Source organism: Pseudomonas sp. Marseille-Q5117 (genome assembly GCF_946901175.1).
Lineage (GTDB): Bacteria > Pseudomonadota > Gammaproteobacteria > Pseudomonadales > Pseudomonadaceae > Aquipseudomonas > Aquipseudomonas iranensis.
Genome location: NZ_CAMPPP010000018.1, coordinates 1 through 15547 on the forward strand (window position 1 = coordinate 1; position 15547 = coordinate 15547).

The 15547-nt window shown below is 58.7% G+C and carries 15 protein-coding genes; 7 read left to right on the forward strand and 8 right to left on the reverse strand.

From position 1 onward, the window contains the following. Window positions 1-989: 989 nt before the first annotated feature. From OC605_RS23330 to OC605_RS23355, 6 genes are all read right to left on the reverse strand, one after another. Window positions 990-1757: an SDR family oxidoreductase gene (locus tag OC605_RS23330; protein WP_041480848.1), complete on the reverse strand. Its 768-nt coding sequence runs from the start codon at window positions 1755-1757 to the stop codon at window positions 990-992. Window positions 1758-1794: 37 nt separating this feature from the next. Next, window positions 1795-2862 (reverse strand): phosphotransferase family protein, encoded by a 1068-nt coding sequence (locus OC605_RS23335; RefSeq protein ID WP_122698659.1) that lies wholly within the window; start codon window positions 2860-2862, stop codon window positions 1795-1797. Between the two features lie 163 nt (window positions 2863-3025). Then, entirely contained in the window at window positions 3026-3994 is a 969-nt protein-coding gene (locus OC605_RS23340) for a 2-hydroxyacid dehydrogenase (RefSeq protein WP_024013281.1), read from the reverse strand. A 169-nt stretch (window positions 3995-4163) separates the two neighbouring features. Then, entirely contained in the window at window positions 4164-4586 is a 423-nt protein-coding gene (locus OC605_RS23345; RefSeq protein ID WP_262139757.1) for a hypothetical protein, read from the reverse strand. A gap of 14 nt (window positions 4587-4600) precedes the next feature. Further along, window positions 4601-5083: a DUF4822 domain-containing protein gene (locus tag OC605_RS23350; protein ID WP_133336574.1), complete on the reverse strand. Its 483-nt coding sequence runs from the start codon at window positions 5081-5083 to the stop codon at window positions 4601-4603. A gap of 263 nt (window positions 5084-5346) precedes the next feature. Next, a complete protein-coding gene (locus OC605_RS23355) occupies window positions 5347-5730 on the reverse strand; it encodes a tautomerase family protein (RefSeq protein WP_133336572.1) in 384 nt (127 codons plus the stop codon). Window positions 5731-5979: 249 nt separating this feature from the next. On the opposite strand from OC605_RS23355, the gene OC605_RS23360 reads away from it, so the two are divergent. The 3 genes from OC605_RS23360 to OC605_RS23370 all read left to right on the forward strand — a co-directional run bounded on the left by OC605_RS23360 (window position 5980) and on the right by OC605_RS23370 (window position 7910). Further along, complete coding sequence (locus tag OC605_RS23360) at window positions 5980-6174, forward strand: hypothetical protein (RefSeq protein WP_133336570.1); 195 nt, start codon at window positions 5980-5982, stop codon at window positions 6172-6174. Between the two features lie 50 nt (window positions 6175-6224). Further along, entirely contained in the window at window positions 6225-6395 is a 171-nt protein-coding gene (locus OC605_RS23365) for a hypothetical protein (RefSeq protein ID WP_174823842.1), read from the forward strand. A 234-nt stretch (window positions 6396-6629) separates the two neighbouring features. Continuing rightward, window positions 6630-7910: an HAAAP family serine/threonine permease gene (locus tag OC605_RS23370; RefSeq protein WP_262139760.1), complete on the forward strand. Its 1281-nt coding sequence runs from the start codon at window positions 6630-6632 to the stop codon at window positions 7908-7910. A 166-nt stretch (window positions 7911-8076) separates the two neighbouring features. Here OC605_RS23370 and acnB read toward each other — a convergent pair whose 3' ends face one another. Further along, a complete protein-coding gene (gene acnB, locus OC605_RS23375) occupies window positions 8077-10686 on the reverse strand; it encodes a bifunctional aconitate hydratase 2/2-methylisocitrate dehydratase (RefSeq protein ID WP_039763151.1) in 2610 nt (869 codons plus the stop codon). A gap of 467 nt (window positions 10687-11153) precedes the next feature. Between acnB and OC605_RS23380 the strand changes: the two genes are divergently transcribed. Then, on the forward strand, window positions 11154-11624 hold the full coding sequence (locus OC605_RS23380; RefSeq protein WP_024013275.1) for a DUF1289 domain-containing protein: 471 nt from the start codon (window positions 11154-11156) through the stop codon (window positions 11622-11624). Between the two features lie 100 nt (window positions 11625-11724). On the opposite strand, the gene OC605_RS23385 is transcribed toward OC605_RS23380, so the two are convergent. Next, window positions 11725-12588 (reverse strand): universal stress protein, encoded by an 864-nt coding sequence (locus OC605_RS23385; RefSeq protein WP_076562374.1) that lies wholly within the window; start codon window positions 12586-12588, stop codon window positions 11725-11727. Window positions 12589-12747: 159 nt separating this feature from the next. Between OC605_RS23385 and OC605_RS23390 the strand changes: the two genes are divergently transcribed. The 3 genes from OC605_RS23390 to OC605_RS23400 all read left to right on the forward strand — a co-directional run bounded on the left by OC605_RS23390 (window position 12748) and on the right by OC605_RS23400 (window position 15486). Continuing rightward, window positions 12748-13350: a tRNA-(ms[2]io[6]A)-hydroxylase gene (locus tag OC605_RS23390; protein WP_016775115.1), complete on the forward strand. Its 603-nt coding sequence runs from the start codon at window positions 12748-12750 to the stop codon at window positions 13348-13350. A 141-nt stretch (window positions 13351-13491) separates the two neighbouring features. Further along, on the forward strand, window positions 13492-14199 hold the full coding sequence (locus OC605_RS23395; RefSeq protein WP_262139766.1) for a response regulator: 708 nt from the start codon (window positions 13492-13494) through the stop codon (window positions 14197-14199). Further along, window positions 14200-15486 carry an ATP-binding protein gene (locus tag OC605_RS23400; RefSeq protein WP_262139768.1) on the forward strand — a complete coding sequence of 429 codons (1287 nt, stop codon included), beginning with the start codon at window positions 14200-14202 and terminating at the stop codon, window positions 15484-15486. It begins immediately after the preceding gene. The last annotated feature ends 61 nt before the right edge of the window (window positions 15487-15547 follow it).

Genomic DNA, 15547 nt, shown 5'->3' on the forward strand with positions numbered 1-15547 from the left:
GGTGGCACCTTGGCGGCCTTTGGGGCGACCAGGCTCTTGGGTTTTGGGTGTATATCCGTTTCTGCGGGTGTTGCGGATTGCGGTTCCGCCCTTACGGCGGGTCACCTTTTTCAAACGCCAAAAAGGTAACCCAAAACGCTTGCTCCTACGTTCGGCCCTCGCAGGCTCGGGTTCCTTCGCTCCGGGACTGATCCGGGCGCAGCGGCTACGGTTTGCTTCGCTGCACCTCCTTCCGCTGTGTCTGGCTGCGCCAGACGATCGCTGCGCTCCCACGCCCGGATCAATCCCTCCACTCAGCCTTCCGACGTCGCCTGTGAATCAAGATCAAAAGCGGTACTCGAGCTAACGCTCATCGTGTTGGGTGGTGGGGTGGCTTGCTTATTTGATTTTGCTTTTCTGTGGGAGCGAGCCTGCTCGCGATGCGACCTTTGCCGGCAACGATGATCTCAATCCAGCCCTCTGCCGGAAAACCCCCGCAAAACCGACAGCCAATCCCACCCAATCTCCCCAATCCACTGGCGCTAACAAGGTGCTCAGCTATAAAGAATGAGTGGTCAGGTCTTCCGCGGCCGGTTGGGTTGCGGGAGTTTGTCTCCCTTTACCGCGGGTCGTCCTATGAATAATCCTGGGAAACGCGTATTGCCGTTGGCTTTTCTTGCAGTGTTGTTGGCCGGTTGTGCCAGTCCTCCACCCCCTGCGCCTGTCGCGCCGCCGCCACCGCCGGAACGTCGGTGTGAGGTGCTGGAAAATACTGAGGTTGCCGGGGATGTGTATGTGGATGGGCAGGTGACGCGTCACATCACCACTACCCGTTGCATAACCCAATAACACTCGCGATTCCTCGATTGCACGAGGCCTGGAACCCAGCAGTGACCCTGTGGGAGAGAGCCTGCTCGCGAAGGCGTGGTATCAGTCAAAACATAGCTGACTGACACAACGTTTTCGCGAGCAGGCTCGCTCCCACACGGGACAGCAATTTGCCCTGGAAATCAGGACAGGAACCCGCCATCCACATTCAGCGCCACGCCGGTGGTGTAGCTCGACGCATCGCTGGCCAGGTACAACACTGCGCCGGCCATTTCGCTTGGGTCGGCTACGCGTTTGAGTGGGATCTGGGTCAGTGCCTGTTTCAGAATCGCATCGTTCTTGACCAGCGCCGAGGCGAATTTGGTGTCGGTCAGGCCGGGGAGCAGGGCGTTGCAGCGGATGCCGAATTGCGCGCATTCCTTGGCGAATACTTTGGTCATGTTGATGACCGCCGCTTTGGTCACCGAGTAAATGCCCTGGAAGATACCCGGCGAGATGCCGTTGATCGAGGCGACGTTGATGATGCTGCCGCCACCGTTTTCGCGCATCAGCTTGCCGGCTTCGACTGACATGAAGAAGTAGCCGCGAATGTTCACGTCGACGGTCTTCTGGAACGCACCCAGATCGGTGTCGAGCACGTTGCAGAATTGCGGATTGGTCGCGGCATTGTTGACCAGGATGTCGAGGCGGCCGAACTGCTCTTTGATGCCGGCGAAGACCTGGCTGATCTGCTCCATCTCACCTATATGGCAGGCCACGGCTGTTGCCTTGCCGCCGGCGGCGATGATGGCGTCGGCGACGTGTTGGCAGCCTTCGAGCTTGCGGCTCGAGACGATCACGTGGGCGCCTTGCTGGGCCAGCAGTTTGGCGATGGCTTCACCGATGCCACGGCTGGCGCCGGAGACGAAAGCGATTTTGCCGTCGAGGTCGAACAACTGAGTCTTGGACATGGGTTTCCCTTGTTGAAAGTCTTGTTATTGGCCCGGATCAGAGGCTGGATTTCTGGATGACCTGCAGGCTCATCTGCTCCAGCAGTTTGTTCATGTGAATGAACTGCGCGAAGCGTTTGTCCTGCGTCTGGCCATGGTAAAAGCGGTAGTAGATCTGCTGCACGATGCCGGCCAGGCGGAACAGGCCGTAGGTGTAGTAGAAGTCGAAATTGTCGATGCGGATGCCCGAGCGCTCGGCGTAGTAGTCGACGAATTCGCGGCGGGTCAGCATGCCCGGTGCGTGGCTTGGCTGGCGACGCATCAGTTGCACCGGTGCCGGGTCGCCGGCTTCGATCCAGTAGGCTAGGGTGTTGCCCAGGTCCATCAGCGGGTCGCCGAGGGTGGTCAGTTCCCAGTCGAGCACGCCGATGATCTGCATCGGATTGGCCGGGTCGAGGATGACGTTGTCGAAGCGATAGTCGTTGTGGACGATGCTGGAGGTCGGGTGGTCGGCCGGCATCTTGTCGTTGAGCCAGGCTTTGACTGCTTCCCAGTGCGGCGCGTCCGGGGTCAGGGCTTTTTCGTAGCGCTCGCTCCAGCCCTTGATCTGCCGCGCGACGTAGCCTTCAGGCTTGCCCAGATCGCCGAGGCCGCAGGCGTTGTAATCAACCCGATGCAGTTCAACGAAACGGTCGATGAAGCTTTTGCACAATGCTTCGGTTTTCGCCGAATCGAGGCCCAGCTCCGGCGGCAGCTCAGCGCGCAGGATGATGCCCTTGACCCGTTCCATCACATAGAACTCGGCGCCAATCACCGATTCGTCGGTGCAGTGCACATACGCTTTCGGGCAATACGGAAAGCCGTCGCGCAGTTGGTTGAGAATGCGGAACTCACGGCCCATGTCGTGGGCGGATTTGGCCTTGTGGCCGAACGGCGGACGGCGCAGAACGAACTCTTGTTCGGGGTATTCCAGCAGGTAGGTCAGGTTCGACGCGCCGCCAGGAAACTGGCTGATCTGCGGCGTGCCGGTCAGGCCGGGAATGTGCGCCTTGAGATACGGATCGATCAGGCTGGCATCAAGTTCTTCGCCTGCACGGATCCGGGTGGACTGGTCAGTAAGCGCCATGCTTATCCCTTCTGCTTATTTTGGAGGCCAGACATCATTGGCTAATCTAATGGTGCGCTCGGGTGCTCACAAGCGCGGATCGGTCTTATAGGTTAGCGTGTTGCTGGATAATCAACTTTGAGAATGGGCCAAGGATCGGCGCGGTTCGACGATGCCAGGCGCGTTAATGCACGCGCTGGTTACTCAGTTTTGGCGGCAGGGCGACAGGCGTCAGCACCGGTTGCCCGGAGAAAAACGCCATCAGGTTCTTCCCCACCAGTTCAACGGTGCCTTGGGTGGCTTCAGGGGAAAGCCCAGCGACGTGGGGAGTCAGCACAACGTTGCTGAGGTGTTTCAGGGCATCAGGCACTTCCGGTTCGTGATCGAACACATCCAGCGCTGCGCCGGCAATACGACGTTGTTCAAGTGCGGTGATCAGATCTGCCGTTGCGATAACACTGGCGCGGGCGATGTTGACGATAAAACCCTTGGGGCCGAGGGCATCGAGCACGGCTCGCGTCACCAGATGTTGAGTAGCAATGCCGCCGGGCGTGGCAACGACCAGAAAGTCCGAGGCTCGCGCCAGATCGGTCGGTGTCGAGCAGAACGCATAAGCGACGTCGCTGCGCACCTGGCGGTTGTGGTAGCTGATCTGCATGTCGAAACCCAGCTCGGCACGCTTGGCAATCGCCATGCCCACGGCGCCCAGCCCGAGGATGCCCAGACGCTTGCCGGCCAGCGACGGGCGCATGATTTTCGGCCATTCACCGCGGCGCACGGCGGCATCGCAGCGCGGGATGTCGCGAACCAATGCCAGCAGCAATGCCATCGCATGATCGGCCACTGATGAGGCGTTGACTCCGGCGCCATTGGTGACGGTGATCCCGCGGTCGCTGGCCGCTTGCAGGTCGACCTGTTCATAACCGGCGCCGATCACCGTGATGATTTTCAGGGCGGGCAGGGCGCTGATCTCTTGCGCAGTCAGGCCCAGCGGGCCGCGAGTGAGCACGGCGTCGATGCGACTGCCATGAGTGGCGATGGCTTGCGCGCGTTCGGCTGGCGTTGGTGCAAGGATCAGGTGGAATCCCTGATGCTCGAGAATCGGCAGATAGTCATTGATCGTTTCAACCAGTACCAGAACGGTTGCGGGCATTGCGCGGCTCCTGTGATTGGCGGCGGGTGGGTCGCGAAAGTCGACTCAGAGTGCTGAATCCGCAGCGGCTTGGCAATCGTTGCATTCGCGCAGTGGTGCTTTGATTCTGGACGGCTTCGGGCAAGAAGCAAGAACGCCGGCACGCCGATGATCCGGCGTGCCGGCCATGTCACTGGGCCGCCTGCGCTTTGCTCTGTTCGGCGAGGGCGATCGGTTTGAAATCATAGGTAGGATAGAACTCGGTTCGGTAGCTACCCCAAGCCGTGTTTTCCAGCGCCAGGTTCACTTCTGCCAGTCGGGACGCGGGAAAACGCACTGTAACGACCTGACCGATGCCCATCATGATGTTCCAGCTCACCACTTCGACGCCGGCAGGCGGGAAGGTTTTATAAAAGCCTTGCTGGGCAAGTTGCGCCTTCAGTTCACTTAGCGGGCGCGATTGATCGTGTTTGAGAAACACCGTCAGCATCATGGTGTTGTCGGCGACGGCATTCTTTGTCGCGGCCGTCGAGGCTTGCGCAGTGCTGACCGCAAGCAGACCAGCGGACATCAGGGAGGCGGACAGCAGCAGTGACGTTATTGTTTTTTTCATATCGAACTCCGTACTTATCGGGCAATGGCAGATCTTGTTTCGACACTTCCGGTATAGGGCGCGTGAACCACGTGAATGCGTACGGGCGGATTGTTTTCAATCATGTCGCGTGGCACTTCACGGGAATAGGTGAATTCGTTTTTATTCAATGTTTCCAAGCGTCTGACGATGGTCTTGACGGGGCCTTTGTCCGGTACCAGGACATGTTGTTGCTGGTCGCCAGTTACAAAAAAGTATCCGCCGCCACCGTTGTCATATTTGGATTCACCCGTGTCGGTGTAGAAGAACTCATAGCGGTTGGTTTCGGGATCCCACGTCGATATGCCGACAACACCAGGGTAACTCGTTTTCACATCGGTTTGCGGGGCGCCTTCAACGTAGACCTTGGTCGTCAGCCAGCGCGGGGAGGAGGCCAGCTCGCGGATGTCGGCGTTGGCTGTTGTGATCGACATAAGCAATGTCGCAAACAGAAGACAATTCCTCGGGTGATTTTTCATACTCAATCCTCTTTGCCGAATAATTAAGGTTGCGGAGTCGATCCGTTGAACCTCAGGCGGAGGAATATAGGCAGATAGATAAAGTGAGCTCAAGGCTTGCGTAGTTACTTGTAACAAAGTGGCGTGCTGGGTTGGTCAGGTATTATTTGGAAAGGATTTTAAATGTGTGTGTGTTTTGTAGGAAAGTTCTGAAAGCGCAGTAACGGTTGCTTCATCTCGAACTAAGAGTTGAGATAGCCAACGTGCCGACTGTCATTGCCGAATCAACTCACATATTGCGCAATGCCATTGCCGAACGACCAGTTCTCTTTTTTAACCTCTACAAGGCTGATGAACACATCTTCCAGGCGGATGCCCAGTTGCGTATGCAGGCTTTCGGCGATGGTTTTGAACAGCAATTGTTTCTTCTCCACCGTGCGCCCCTCGCTGATGGTGATCTGGATGAACACCACGCCGTCGCTGCGCTGGATGCCAAGGTATTGCGGGTCATAAACAAAGTGCTGGCCATCGTGCTCGTTAAGGATCTGGAAATTGTCGTGTTCGGGCACATCGATGCAGTTGCGCAGGGCGACGTAGACCTGTTCGCCGATGCGTCTGGCGAAAGTGGGGTCGGGGTTTTGCTGAATGTCGACGCGAACCAGTGGCATGGGAGAACTCCTCGAGTTATGGGCCCTTTCACACTAGATCAACGGCAGGATTCTGGTAGGCGGTTGGTCCGGAATCTGTCGGATTCTGCGAATGAGGGGGCTTACGTGACTCGCGGATTTTGCCTACGGGGATGGCAGATGCGTCTGCTAGTCAGCGTGGGCGAACCCGTTTGATGATGCAGATCTGACAAAAGTCGTCAATGCGCACGCATTGCTGACACTGCTGCTGCCAACAGCCAAGGAGGGCGAATGTTTCATAACGACCGGGAAAATCTGGAGCTCGACAGGCTGGAGAATGAATCACGAAAGCTCGTGGCCGAATGGAAAAAACTTCAGGCTGAAGAGAAAAAGCTATCCAGAGAGACGAAGCTCTATCCCATTGCAGTGTTTGGCGGAGTCTTGACCGCGATCACCGCAGTGGCAGGCGTTTTCTTCAAGTTTTGAGCATTCAGGGTTGACGACCTCAGGCGCATTATCCAAAGGGATAAATCAATATGGGCACATATGACCGCAAGGCACGACTGGAACGAATTGAACGGGAGTTCGCAGAATACGAAGAAACGGTGCGCATCAGAGATAGAAAGGAGAATGGCAAGCTCTGGTTGCTATTTGGTTTCGGGCTGTACTGCATTTTATTGGGTTTCATGCTCGGTATATCGCTCTGAGCCCCCTCGATACGTATCTTTGAACGGCATCCGACGTATCCGTTTGCGACACTGTTTTTTCTGTAAACGACTACCCTTCTATCTGCTCCGCACAACCATTCCTCAGCTAAGTCTTTGCTTGCATTGATTTATCACGGAGAATCGCGCCCCTGTTTCGGCCGGAGCATGTCTGTCGGTTTTTTCCGACGCGTCCTGACCGAGTGGCAAGTGACCGGAAAGCGGAGATCCGACCGGATGAATGATCAGGCCAATAGCCTCGAAAAGCGCTTCGACGCAGCAGCACCCGCTGAACTTTCGAGCTGGAATCGCCAGGACACCACCTGGATGCTGGGACTGTTTGGGACGGCCATTGGCGCCGGCACCCTGTTTTTGCCGATCAACGCAGGGCTGGGGGGCTTCTGGCCGCTGGTGATCCTCGCGCTTTTGGCATTCCCGATGACGTTTTACGCGCACCGTGGCCTGACCCGTTTTGTGCTGTCCGGTCGCGAAGGCGCCGATATCACCGAAGTGGTCGAGCAGCATTTCGGTATCAAGGCTGGCGCTCTGATCACGCTGCTGTACTTCTTTGCCATCTTCCCGATCCTGCTGATCTACAGCGTCGGTCTGACCAACACGGTCGCCAGTTTCCTCGAACACCAACTGCACATCACGCCGCCACCGCGCGCGCTGCTGTCGTTCGTGCTGATTCTCGGCCTGCTGGCCGTGGTGCGTTGCGGTGAGCAGGCGATCGTCAAGGCCATGAGCCTGATGGTCTATCCATTCATCGTCGCGCTGCTGTTCCTTGCCGTGTACCTGATTCCGCACTGGAACGGCGGCATCCTCGCCACCGCCTCGCAAGTGCCGGCGCCGTCAGCGCTGTTGCATACGCTGTGGCTGGCGATTACGGTGATGGTGTTCTCGTTCAACCATTCGCCGATCATCTCGGCGTTCGCGATGGACCAGAAGCGTCGTTACGGTGGGCACGCCGACGAGCGCAGCTCACAGATCCTCGCGCGCGCTCATGCATTGATGGTCATTTTGGTGCTGTTTTTCGTATTCAGTTGCGTGCTGACCCTGTCGCCGGAGCAACTGGCTGAGGCGAAAGAGCAGAATCTTTCGATCCTGTCGTACCTGGCCAACCACTTCAGCAACCCGACCATCGAGTTTGCGGCGCCGTTGATTGCGTTTGTGGCGATCTCCAAGTCGTTCCTCGGTCATTACATCGGGGCCAGCGAAGGCCTCAAGGGCCTGATCGTCAAGAGCGGCAAACGTCCGGGCGCCAAGGCGCTGGATCGCATCGTGGCGGCGTTCATGCTGGTGATCTGCTGGATTGTCGCAACGCTTGATCCGAGCATCCTGGGCATGATCGAAACCGTCGGCGGGCCGGTGATTGCGGCGATTCTGTTCCTGATGCCGATGTACGCGATTCGCAAAGTGCCGGCGATGGCGCGCTATCGCGGTCAGGCATCGAACGTGTTTGTTACGGCGGTGGGACTGGTGGCGATTTCGGCGCTGGTTTACAAGCTGGCTGTGTAATGACTGATCGTTCCCACGCTCTGCGTGGGAATGCCTCTTGTGACGCTCTGCGTCACGCTTGGGGACGCAGAGCGTCCGGGGCTGCATTCCCACGCGGAGCGTGGGAACGATCAAAAAAAACGCCGCTCATCTCACGATGGGCGGCGTTTTTTATTGCCTTGCAGCGTTAGGCTTGAACGACCGGTATCTTGGCGTTCGCAGCAGCTTCACGGAACTCGGCGATCTGGTCGAAGGACAGGTAGCGGTAGACATCGGCCGCCATGCTGTCGATCTTGCCAGCGTATTCCATGTACTCCTCGACGGTCGGCAGGCGACCCAGGATCGAAGCAACGGACGCCAGCTCGGCCGAGGCCAGGTAGACGTTCGCGCCGTCGCCCAGACGGTTCGGGAAGTTACGGGTCGACGTGGAGACCACGGTGCTGTTCGGCTCAACGCGAGCCTGGTTACCCATGCACAGCGAGCAGCCTGGCATTTCCATGCGTGCGCCAGCCTTGCCGTAGATGCCGTAGTAGCCTTCTTCGGTCAGTTGGTGAGCGTCCATCTTGGTCGGCGGCGACAGCCACAGACGGGTTGGCAGCTGACCCTTGACCTGATCCAGCAGTTTACCGGCAGCGCGGAAGTGACCAATGTTGGTCATGCACGAACCGATGAACACTTCGTCGATCTTCTCGCCAGCAACGCTGGACAGCAGACGGGCGTCGTCCGGATCGTTCGGCGCGCAGAGCACAGGCTCGTTGATCTCGGCCAGATCGATTTCGATGACTTCGGCGTATTCGGCGTCGGCATCGGCTTCCATCAGCTCAGGATTGGCGATCCAGGCTTCCATCGCTTGAGCACGACGTTCCAGGGTACGCGCATCGCCGTAGCCTTCGCCGATCATCCAGCGCAGCAGGGTGATGTTGGACTGCAGGTACTCGGTGATCGACTCTTTCGACAGCTTGATGGTGCAACCGGCAGCCGAACGTTCGGCCGAGGCGTCGGACAGTTCGAACGCCTGCTCCAGGGTCAGACCTTCCAGGCCTTCGATTTCCAGGATGCGGCCGGAGAAGGCGTTTTTCTTGCCTTTCTTCTCGACGGTCAGCAGACCGTTCTGGATAGCGAAGTACGGAATGGCATGAACCAGGTCACGCAGGGTGATGCCAGGTTTCATCTTGCCTTTGAAGCGCACCAGGATCGATTCCGGCATGTCCAGTGGCATTACACCAGTGGCCGCAGCGAACGCGACCAGACCGGAACCGGCCGGGAACGAGATGCCCATCGGGAAACGGGTGTGCGAGTCACCACCGGTACCGACGGTGTCCGGCAGCAGCATGCGGTTCAGCCACGAGTGGATGATGCCGTCACCCGGACGCAGGGAAACGCCGCCGCGGGTCATGATGAAGTCAGGCAGGGTGTGGTGGGTGGTCACGTCGATCGGCTTTGGATAGGCCGCGGTGTGGCAGAACGACTGCATCACCAGATCAGCGGAGAAGCCCAGGCACGCCAGGTCTTTCAGTTCGTCACGGGTCATGGGACCTGTGGTGTCCTGAGAACCCACGGTGGTCATCTTCGGTTCGCAGTAGGTGCCAGGACGCACGCCCTGGCCTTCTGCCAGACCGCAGGCCTTGCCGACCATTTTCTGCGCCAGGGTGAAACCCTTGGTGCTTTCAGCCGGAGCTTCCGGCTTCTTGAACAGGTCGAACGGCGGCAGACCCAGTTCGGCGCGAGCCTTCTCGGTCAGGCCACGGCCGATGATCAGCGGGATACGACCGCCGGCACGGACTTCGTCCAGCAGCACCGGGGTTTTCATTTCGAAAGTGGTGATGACTTCGTCGGTACCGTGCTTGCAGACTTTGCCAGCGTGCGGGTACAGGTCGATCACGTCGCCCATGTTCATGTTCGACACGTCGAACTCGATCGGCAGGGCGCCGGCATCTTCCATGGTGTTGTAGAAGATCGGAGCGATCTTGCTGCCGAAGCAGAAACCGCCAGCGCGCTTGTTCGGCACGTACGGGATGTCGTCGCCGAAGAACCACAGCACCGAGTTGGTGGCCGATTTACGCGAGGAACCGGTACCGACCACGTCACCGACGTAGGCGATCGGGAAGCCCTGGCCGCGCATTTCTTCGATCTGCTTCATCGGGCCGGTCTTGCCTTGCTCGTCCGGAACGATGCCGTCACGGGCCATTTTCAGCATGGCCAGGGCGTGCAGCGGGATGTCAGGACGCGACCAGGCGTCTGGCGCAGGGGAGAGGTCGTCGGTGTTGGTTTCGCCGGTGACCTTGAATACGCGCAGGCTGATCTTGTCGGCCAGGACCGGGCGCTTCTTGAACCACTCGCCGTCAGCCCAGGATTGCAGCACGGCCTTGGCGTGAACGTTGCCGTTCTTGGCTTTTTCAGCGACGTCGTGGAAGGCGTCGAACATCAGCAGGGTGTGCTTGAGTTCTTCGGCGGCGACTGGCGCGAGCTCGGCGTCGTCCAGCAGTTCAACGAGGGTGACGATGTTGTAGCCGCCCTGCATGGTGCCGAGCAGTTCGACAGCGCGTTTCTTGTCCAGCAGAGGGGAGGTGGCTTCGCCCTTGGCCAGGGCAGACAGGAAACCGGCCTTGACGTAAGCGGCTTCGTCCACTCCAGGTGGTACGCGATTGGTGATCAGGTCAACGAGGAAAGCTTCTTCGCCAGCCGGAGGGTTCTTCAGCAGCTCGATCAGGCCTGCTGTTTGTTCGGCGTTAAGCGGCTGGGGAACGATACCCAGGGCTGCACGCTCTTCGATATGTTTGCGGTAGGCTTCAAGCACAGTTATTACCCTCATCAGTGGTCCCAAATGGGTGTCCGGGACGCTCATCCCGAAATTGCCGTACTCATGCGCCTCACGACGTTGTGGGTCGTTCGGCCAGAATTACCGGCAATTCCTTACAGAAGCTGCTTTCAAAGTTTTACGCCTGCAGAACGGGGAGCTGATGAGGGTTGGCGTTGGGCTTTTCCCCGCTGGAAAAACCCTTCGCCAACACCGCTCTGAAGGAACGACTGTGCTCGTGACGCTTTGAAAACAGCTTCTAACGGACATTGGCGCCTTAAAAGGCTGGCTGATTCTACGGCAAAAAAAATTTAAAGGTAAGTCGCGCTCTATTGGACTTTCGTGGCAATCAGCGCGGCCGGAGCAAACTTGCGACGCCGGCGAGACCTTGCTGTTTGAGGGGTGATCAATGTCCGACAAAGGGCTAACATGCCGGCCTGTTCCGCGTTTCAGTGTTCTGCCCATTTATGCCCAATCAGACCATCAAGACCCCCTGCGTCGGCCTCTGCTCCACCGTTTACGGTGACCTGGTGTGCCGTGGCTGCAAGCGTTTCCACCACGAAGTGATCCATTGGAACGGATACAACGAGGAGGAAAAGCGTGCGGTGTGGCTGCGTCTGGAGCAGTTGCTGTCACAAGTGATGGCGAGCAAAGTCGAGATCTTCGATCCGGCGCGCCTGCGCGAGCAGCTCGAACAGCGCAAGATCCGCTTCGTACCGCATCAGTCGGAATATTGCTGGGCCTATCAGCTGATTGCCCGGGGGGCGCGGGTGATCATTAATCTTGAGGCGTACGGGATGGTGTTGCTGCCGGAGTTCCGCGACTGGAACCTGCCGGAACTGCGCGATGCCATTGATCGGGAATTCTTCCTGCTGTCGGAAGCGCATTATCAGCGCTACATCGCCCCGGGCTTTCTGAAAGACGCCTTCGGCGCCTGAACAGCACAAGCTTCGCGAGCAGGCTCGCTCCCACAGGGAAATGCATTCCAGATGTGGGAGCGAGCCTGCTCGCGAAAGCGCCAGTCAGGCATGGCGATCCTCAGTGTTTTGCCGTCAGTTCCACCAGATGATCCTCAACCTCCTGCGGCTTGAGCACCAGCACATCGCTTTCCAGCGTATCCAGCACCGCTTCAGCCGTATTGCCGATCAACGCGCCTGACAGACCACTGCGCGCCACCGTGCCAATTACCGTTACTGCCGCCTGGAGCTTGTGCGCCATGAACGGGATCAGCACATCTGCCGGGCCTTCCTCGATGTGCAGGTGCTCGTCATCGACATCGAACTCCGCCTGAAACGCCCGGCACTGCTCGCGGTATTTGGCTTCTATGGTCGATTTCAGCTGAAACGTCGGATCCGCCGCCGAGAGCATCGGCGACGGATGCGCGGTAATCACATGCAGGTGCGCTTTGGCCAGACTGGCGATGTCATAGCCGTGATCGATGATGGTGCTGTGCAAATGCCGATGCTCACCGTCGGCATTGCCGACATCGACCGCAGCCAGGATCACTTTGTCCTTCCAGGAACCTGCGGTTTTTACCAGCAGCACCGGGGTAGGGCAGTGGCGCAGAAGCTTCCAGTCGGCCGGGGTCAGCAGGGCCTTTTTCAGCGAGCTGTCGGGAAAATGCTGTTTGATCACCAGGCCGCAACCTTCGGCCTGCTGCACATCGATGATGGTTTCGTGCAGGCTCTCGTTCCACGCCTGTTCGGTGGTCACGCTGTATCCTTCGGCGAGCAATGCAGCCTTGAGCACGCTGAGCAGGCCGGCGTGGTCATGCTTCTTGTCACACACCAGCAGATGCAGATGGGCCTGGGTGACACCGGCGATCAGCTTGGCGCGCTTTAGCGCCAGGCTTTCTGCATGTTCAGGTTCGATGACCACCAGAATGCTGCGAATGGCTTGCATGAGCGGAGTCTCCAGCAAAGAAATGGCACGGCGTTGCACAACTATAGTTGCTACCCGAACGTCTGCGACTTGATGCATATCAACAGCCGCCGCTGGTGGTCTGCGGGCAGGCCGGTATAATCGGCGCCCTTCGCTCGAACACCTTTTACCGTGAGCCCCATGATCCTTCCCGAAATCCACGAATTCCTTGGCTGCCGCACGCCCGACGCCTGGGTCCAGGCGGCACTGGCCGACCAGGAAACCCTGCTGATCGACCACAAGAACTGCGAGTTCAAGGCCGCCAGCACGGCGCTGAGCCTGATTGCCAAGTACCACGCCCATGTCGACCTGATCAACATGATGTCGCGCCTGGCCCGGGAAGAACTGGTGCACCACGAACAAGTCATGCGCATCATGAAACGGCGCAAGATCGAGTTGCGTCAGCTGCACGCCGGCCGCTACGCCTCGGGCCTGCGCAAAGTGGTGCGCAGCCACGAACCGGTGAAACTGGTGGATACGCTGGTGGTTGGCGCTTTCATCGAAGCGCGCAGTTGCGAACGCTTTGAAGCATTGGTGCCGCATCTGGACGAAGAACTGGGCAAGTTCTATTTCGGTTTGCTGAAAAGCGAGGCGCGGCATTTTCAGGGTTATCTGAAACTGGCCTATCAGTATGGTGATGCCAAGGATGTCGCGCAGGTGATCGAGCGCGTCCGTGCGGCCGAGCAGGAACTGATCGAATCGCCGGACGAGGAATTCCGTTTCCACAGCGGTGTGCCCGCCTGAATTTGTTAAAAACTCTTAAGAGTATGAAACATCACCGAAAACCGGCCCGAGTGGCCGGTTTTTGCTGTCTGCCGTCATCGCCTGTTCGATGAATGCCAGCATAATATCGGCCCTTTCACGTTTGGCTTGGCAACGGTTGTTATGGATAACCTGGGTTTCGGCAAAGTTCTGCTGGTCGAAGACGATGAGCGTCTCGCCGCACTGATCGCACACTTTCTAGAACAACACGGCTACGAGGTGCGCACAGTACATCGCGGTGATCTGGCCATGGCTGCGTTCCTGGAATTCAAGCCGAAAGTGCTGGTGCTCGACCTGATGTTGCCGGGGCAGAGCGGTTTGCAGGTCTGCCGGGAAATTCGCAGTGTCTCGGACACGCCGATCGTGATCCTCACCGCCAAGGAAGACGATCTCGATCACATCCTCGGTCTGGAGTCCGGCGCTGACGATTACGTGATCAAACCGATCAAACCGCCGGTATTGCTCGCGCGGCTGCGGGCGTTGCAACGGCGGCAGACGCCGGACACCAGCGTGGTGAGTTTTCTCGAGTTCGGGCAATTGAGCATCGACCGCAGTTGCCGGGAAGTGCGCCTGACCGGTGAGCTGATCGAGCTGACCACCATGGAGTTCGAATTGCTCTGGTTGCTCGCCAGCGCGGCGGGCAAGATTCTTTCCCGCGATGACATTCTCAGTCGCATGCGCGGCATTGCCTTCGACGGCCTCAATCGCAGCGTCGACGTCTACATCAGCAAGTTGCGCAACAAGCTCAAGGACAACCCTCGCGAGCCGGTGTGCATCAAGACCGTGTGGGGCAAGGGCTATCTGTTCAATCCGTTCGCGTGGGAGCTGTAGATGCTGCGCTTGTTCCTCGGCCTGTTTCTGGTGATGACGGTGGGTCTGGTGCTGGCCTTGCAGACGGTTGAACACACCTTCAACGCCTTGCTCGACAGCCAGACGCAGGATTACAACCGTGAAGCCGTGCGTGGTCAGGCGTGGTCGCTGGTCGATCATCTGCAAGGCCGCCAGGGCGCCGAGCGTGAACAGAAACTCGATTCATTGCGGGCGCACTACGGTCTGTCGCTGAGTCTGGTCGAGGCCGATCAACTGGCCCTCACACCGCAGGAAAAAGCTGAGCTCGCGCGGAACCTGTTGGTGATCCGCGACGATTACACGCAGTTCATCAGCAACATCGATGGTGGCTCGCAGTTGCTCAGCATCAAGCTGCCGCCAGAGCCGAGCCTGATGCCGTTCTACATCACCGCGGCTTACATGATGCTCGCGGTGTTGATCGGCATTGTTCTGTTTTTCTGGGTGCGCCCGCACTGGCGCGATCTGGAAAAGCTGCGGCTGGCGGCCGAGCGTTTCGGCGACAACGATCTGTCGGTGCGCATTCAGTTGTCGCGGCGCTCGAACATCCGCGATCTGGCCGAGCACTTCAATCTGATGGCGGCGCGCATCGAGGGCTTGATCGCCAACCAGCGCGAACTGACCAACGCGGTGTCCCACGAATTGCGCACACCGATTGCGCGGCTTTCGTTTGAGCTCGATCAGCTCAAGCAGCAACCCGACGCGAGCCAGAATCGCGAGCTGATCGCCGACATGTATGCCGACCTTGGTGAGCTGGAGGAGATGGTCTCGGAATTGCTGACCTACGCCAGCCTCGAGCATGGCGCGACGGTGATCAAACGGGAGAATATTCACGCAGCCGACTGGCTCGACAGTGTCGTCGGCAGTGTGGCGCTTGAGGCCGAAGCTGTGGGCGTGCAGTTGTCGATCGCCGGTTGCCAGGTCGACACGGTAAGCATCGAACCGCGCTTCATGGCGCGGGCGGTGATCAACCTTTTGCGCAATGCCATTCGCTATGCCGAGCAGCGCGTCGAGGTGTCGCTGCAGCGCAATGGCGATGACTATGAAGTGCGGGTCAGCGATGACGGGCCGGGCGTGCCGCTGGAGGGACGGGAGAAAATCTTCGAACCGTTTTCCCGACTGGATGCCAGCCGGGATCGGCGTACTGGCGGTTTCGGACTGGGCCTGGCGCTGGTGCGGCGGGTGTCGCAGTCCCATGGCGGGCAGGTTGAAGTTGGCGATTCGGTGTGGGGTGGGGCGCTGTTCAGGATGACTTGGGCGCATCTGGACTGATTGATATTGCCTGACCCGGCCCCTTCGCGAGCAGGCTCGCTCCCACAGGTGATCGCAATCC

Excerpts from the sequence above, each read along its gene's own strand:
- OC605_RS23330 (WP_041480848.1), bottom strand. The coding sequence starts at position 1,757 with ATGTCCAAGACTCAGTTGTTCGACCTCGACGGCAAAATCGCTTTCGTC.
- OC605_RS23335 (WP_122698659.1), bottom strand. The coding sequence starts at position 2,862 with ATGGCGCTTACTGACCAGTCCACCCGGATCCGTGCAGGCGAAGAACTT.
- OC605_RS23340 (WP_024013281.1), bottom strand. The coding sequence starts at position 3,994 with ATGCCCGCAACCGTTCTGGTACTGGTTGAAACGATCAATGACTATCTG.
- OC605_RS23345 (WP_262139757.1), bottom strand. The coding sequence starts at position 4,586 with ATGAAAAAAACAATAACGTCACTGCTGCTGTCCGCCTCCCTGATGTCC.
- OC605_RS23350 (WP_133336574.1), bottom strand. The coding sequence starts at position 5,083 with ATGAAAAATCACCCGAGGAATTGTCTTCTGTTTGCGACATTGCTTATG.
- OC605_RS23355 (WP_133336572.1), bottom strand. The coding sequence starts at position 5,730 with ATGCCACTGGTTCGCGTCGACATTCAGCAAAACCCCGACCCCACTTTC.
- OC605_RS23360 (WP_133336570.1), top strand. The coding sequence starts at position 5,980 with ATGTTTCATAACGACCGGGAAAATCTGGAGCTCGACAGGCTGGAGAAT.
- OC605_RS23365 (WP_174823842.1), top strand. The coding sequence starts at position 6,225 with ATGGGCACATATGACCGCAAGGCACGACTGGAACGAATTGAACGGGAG.
- OC605_RS23370 (WP_262139760.1), top strand. The coding sequence starts at position 6,630 with ATGAATGATCAGGCCAATAGCCTCGAAAAGCGCTTCGACGCAGCAGCA.
- OC605_RS23380 (WP_024013275.1), top strand. The coding sequence starts at position 11,154 with ATGCCCAATCAGACCATCAAGACCCCCTGCGTCGGCCTCTGCTCCACC.
- OC605_RS23385 (WP_076562374.1), bottom strand. The coding sequence starts at position 12,588 with ATGCAAGCCATTCGCAGCATTCTGGTGGTCATCGAACCTGAACATGCA.
- OC605_RS23390 (WP_016775115.1), top strand. The coding sequence starts at position 12,748 with ATGATCCTTCCCGAAATCCACGAATTCCTTGGCTGCCGCACGCCCGAC.
- OC605_RS23395 (WP_262139766.1), top strand. The coding sequence starts at position 13,492 with ATGGATAACCTGGGTTTCGGCAAAGTTCTGCTGGTCGAAGACGATGAG.
- OC605_RS23400 (WP_262139768.1), top strand. The coding sequence starts at position 14,200 with ATGCTGCGCTTGTTCCTCGGCCTGTTTCTGGTGATGACGGTGGGTCTG.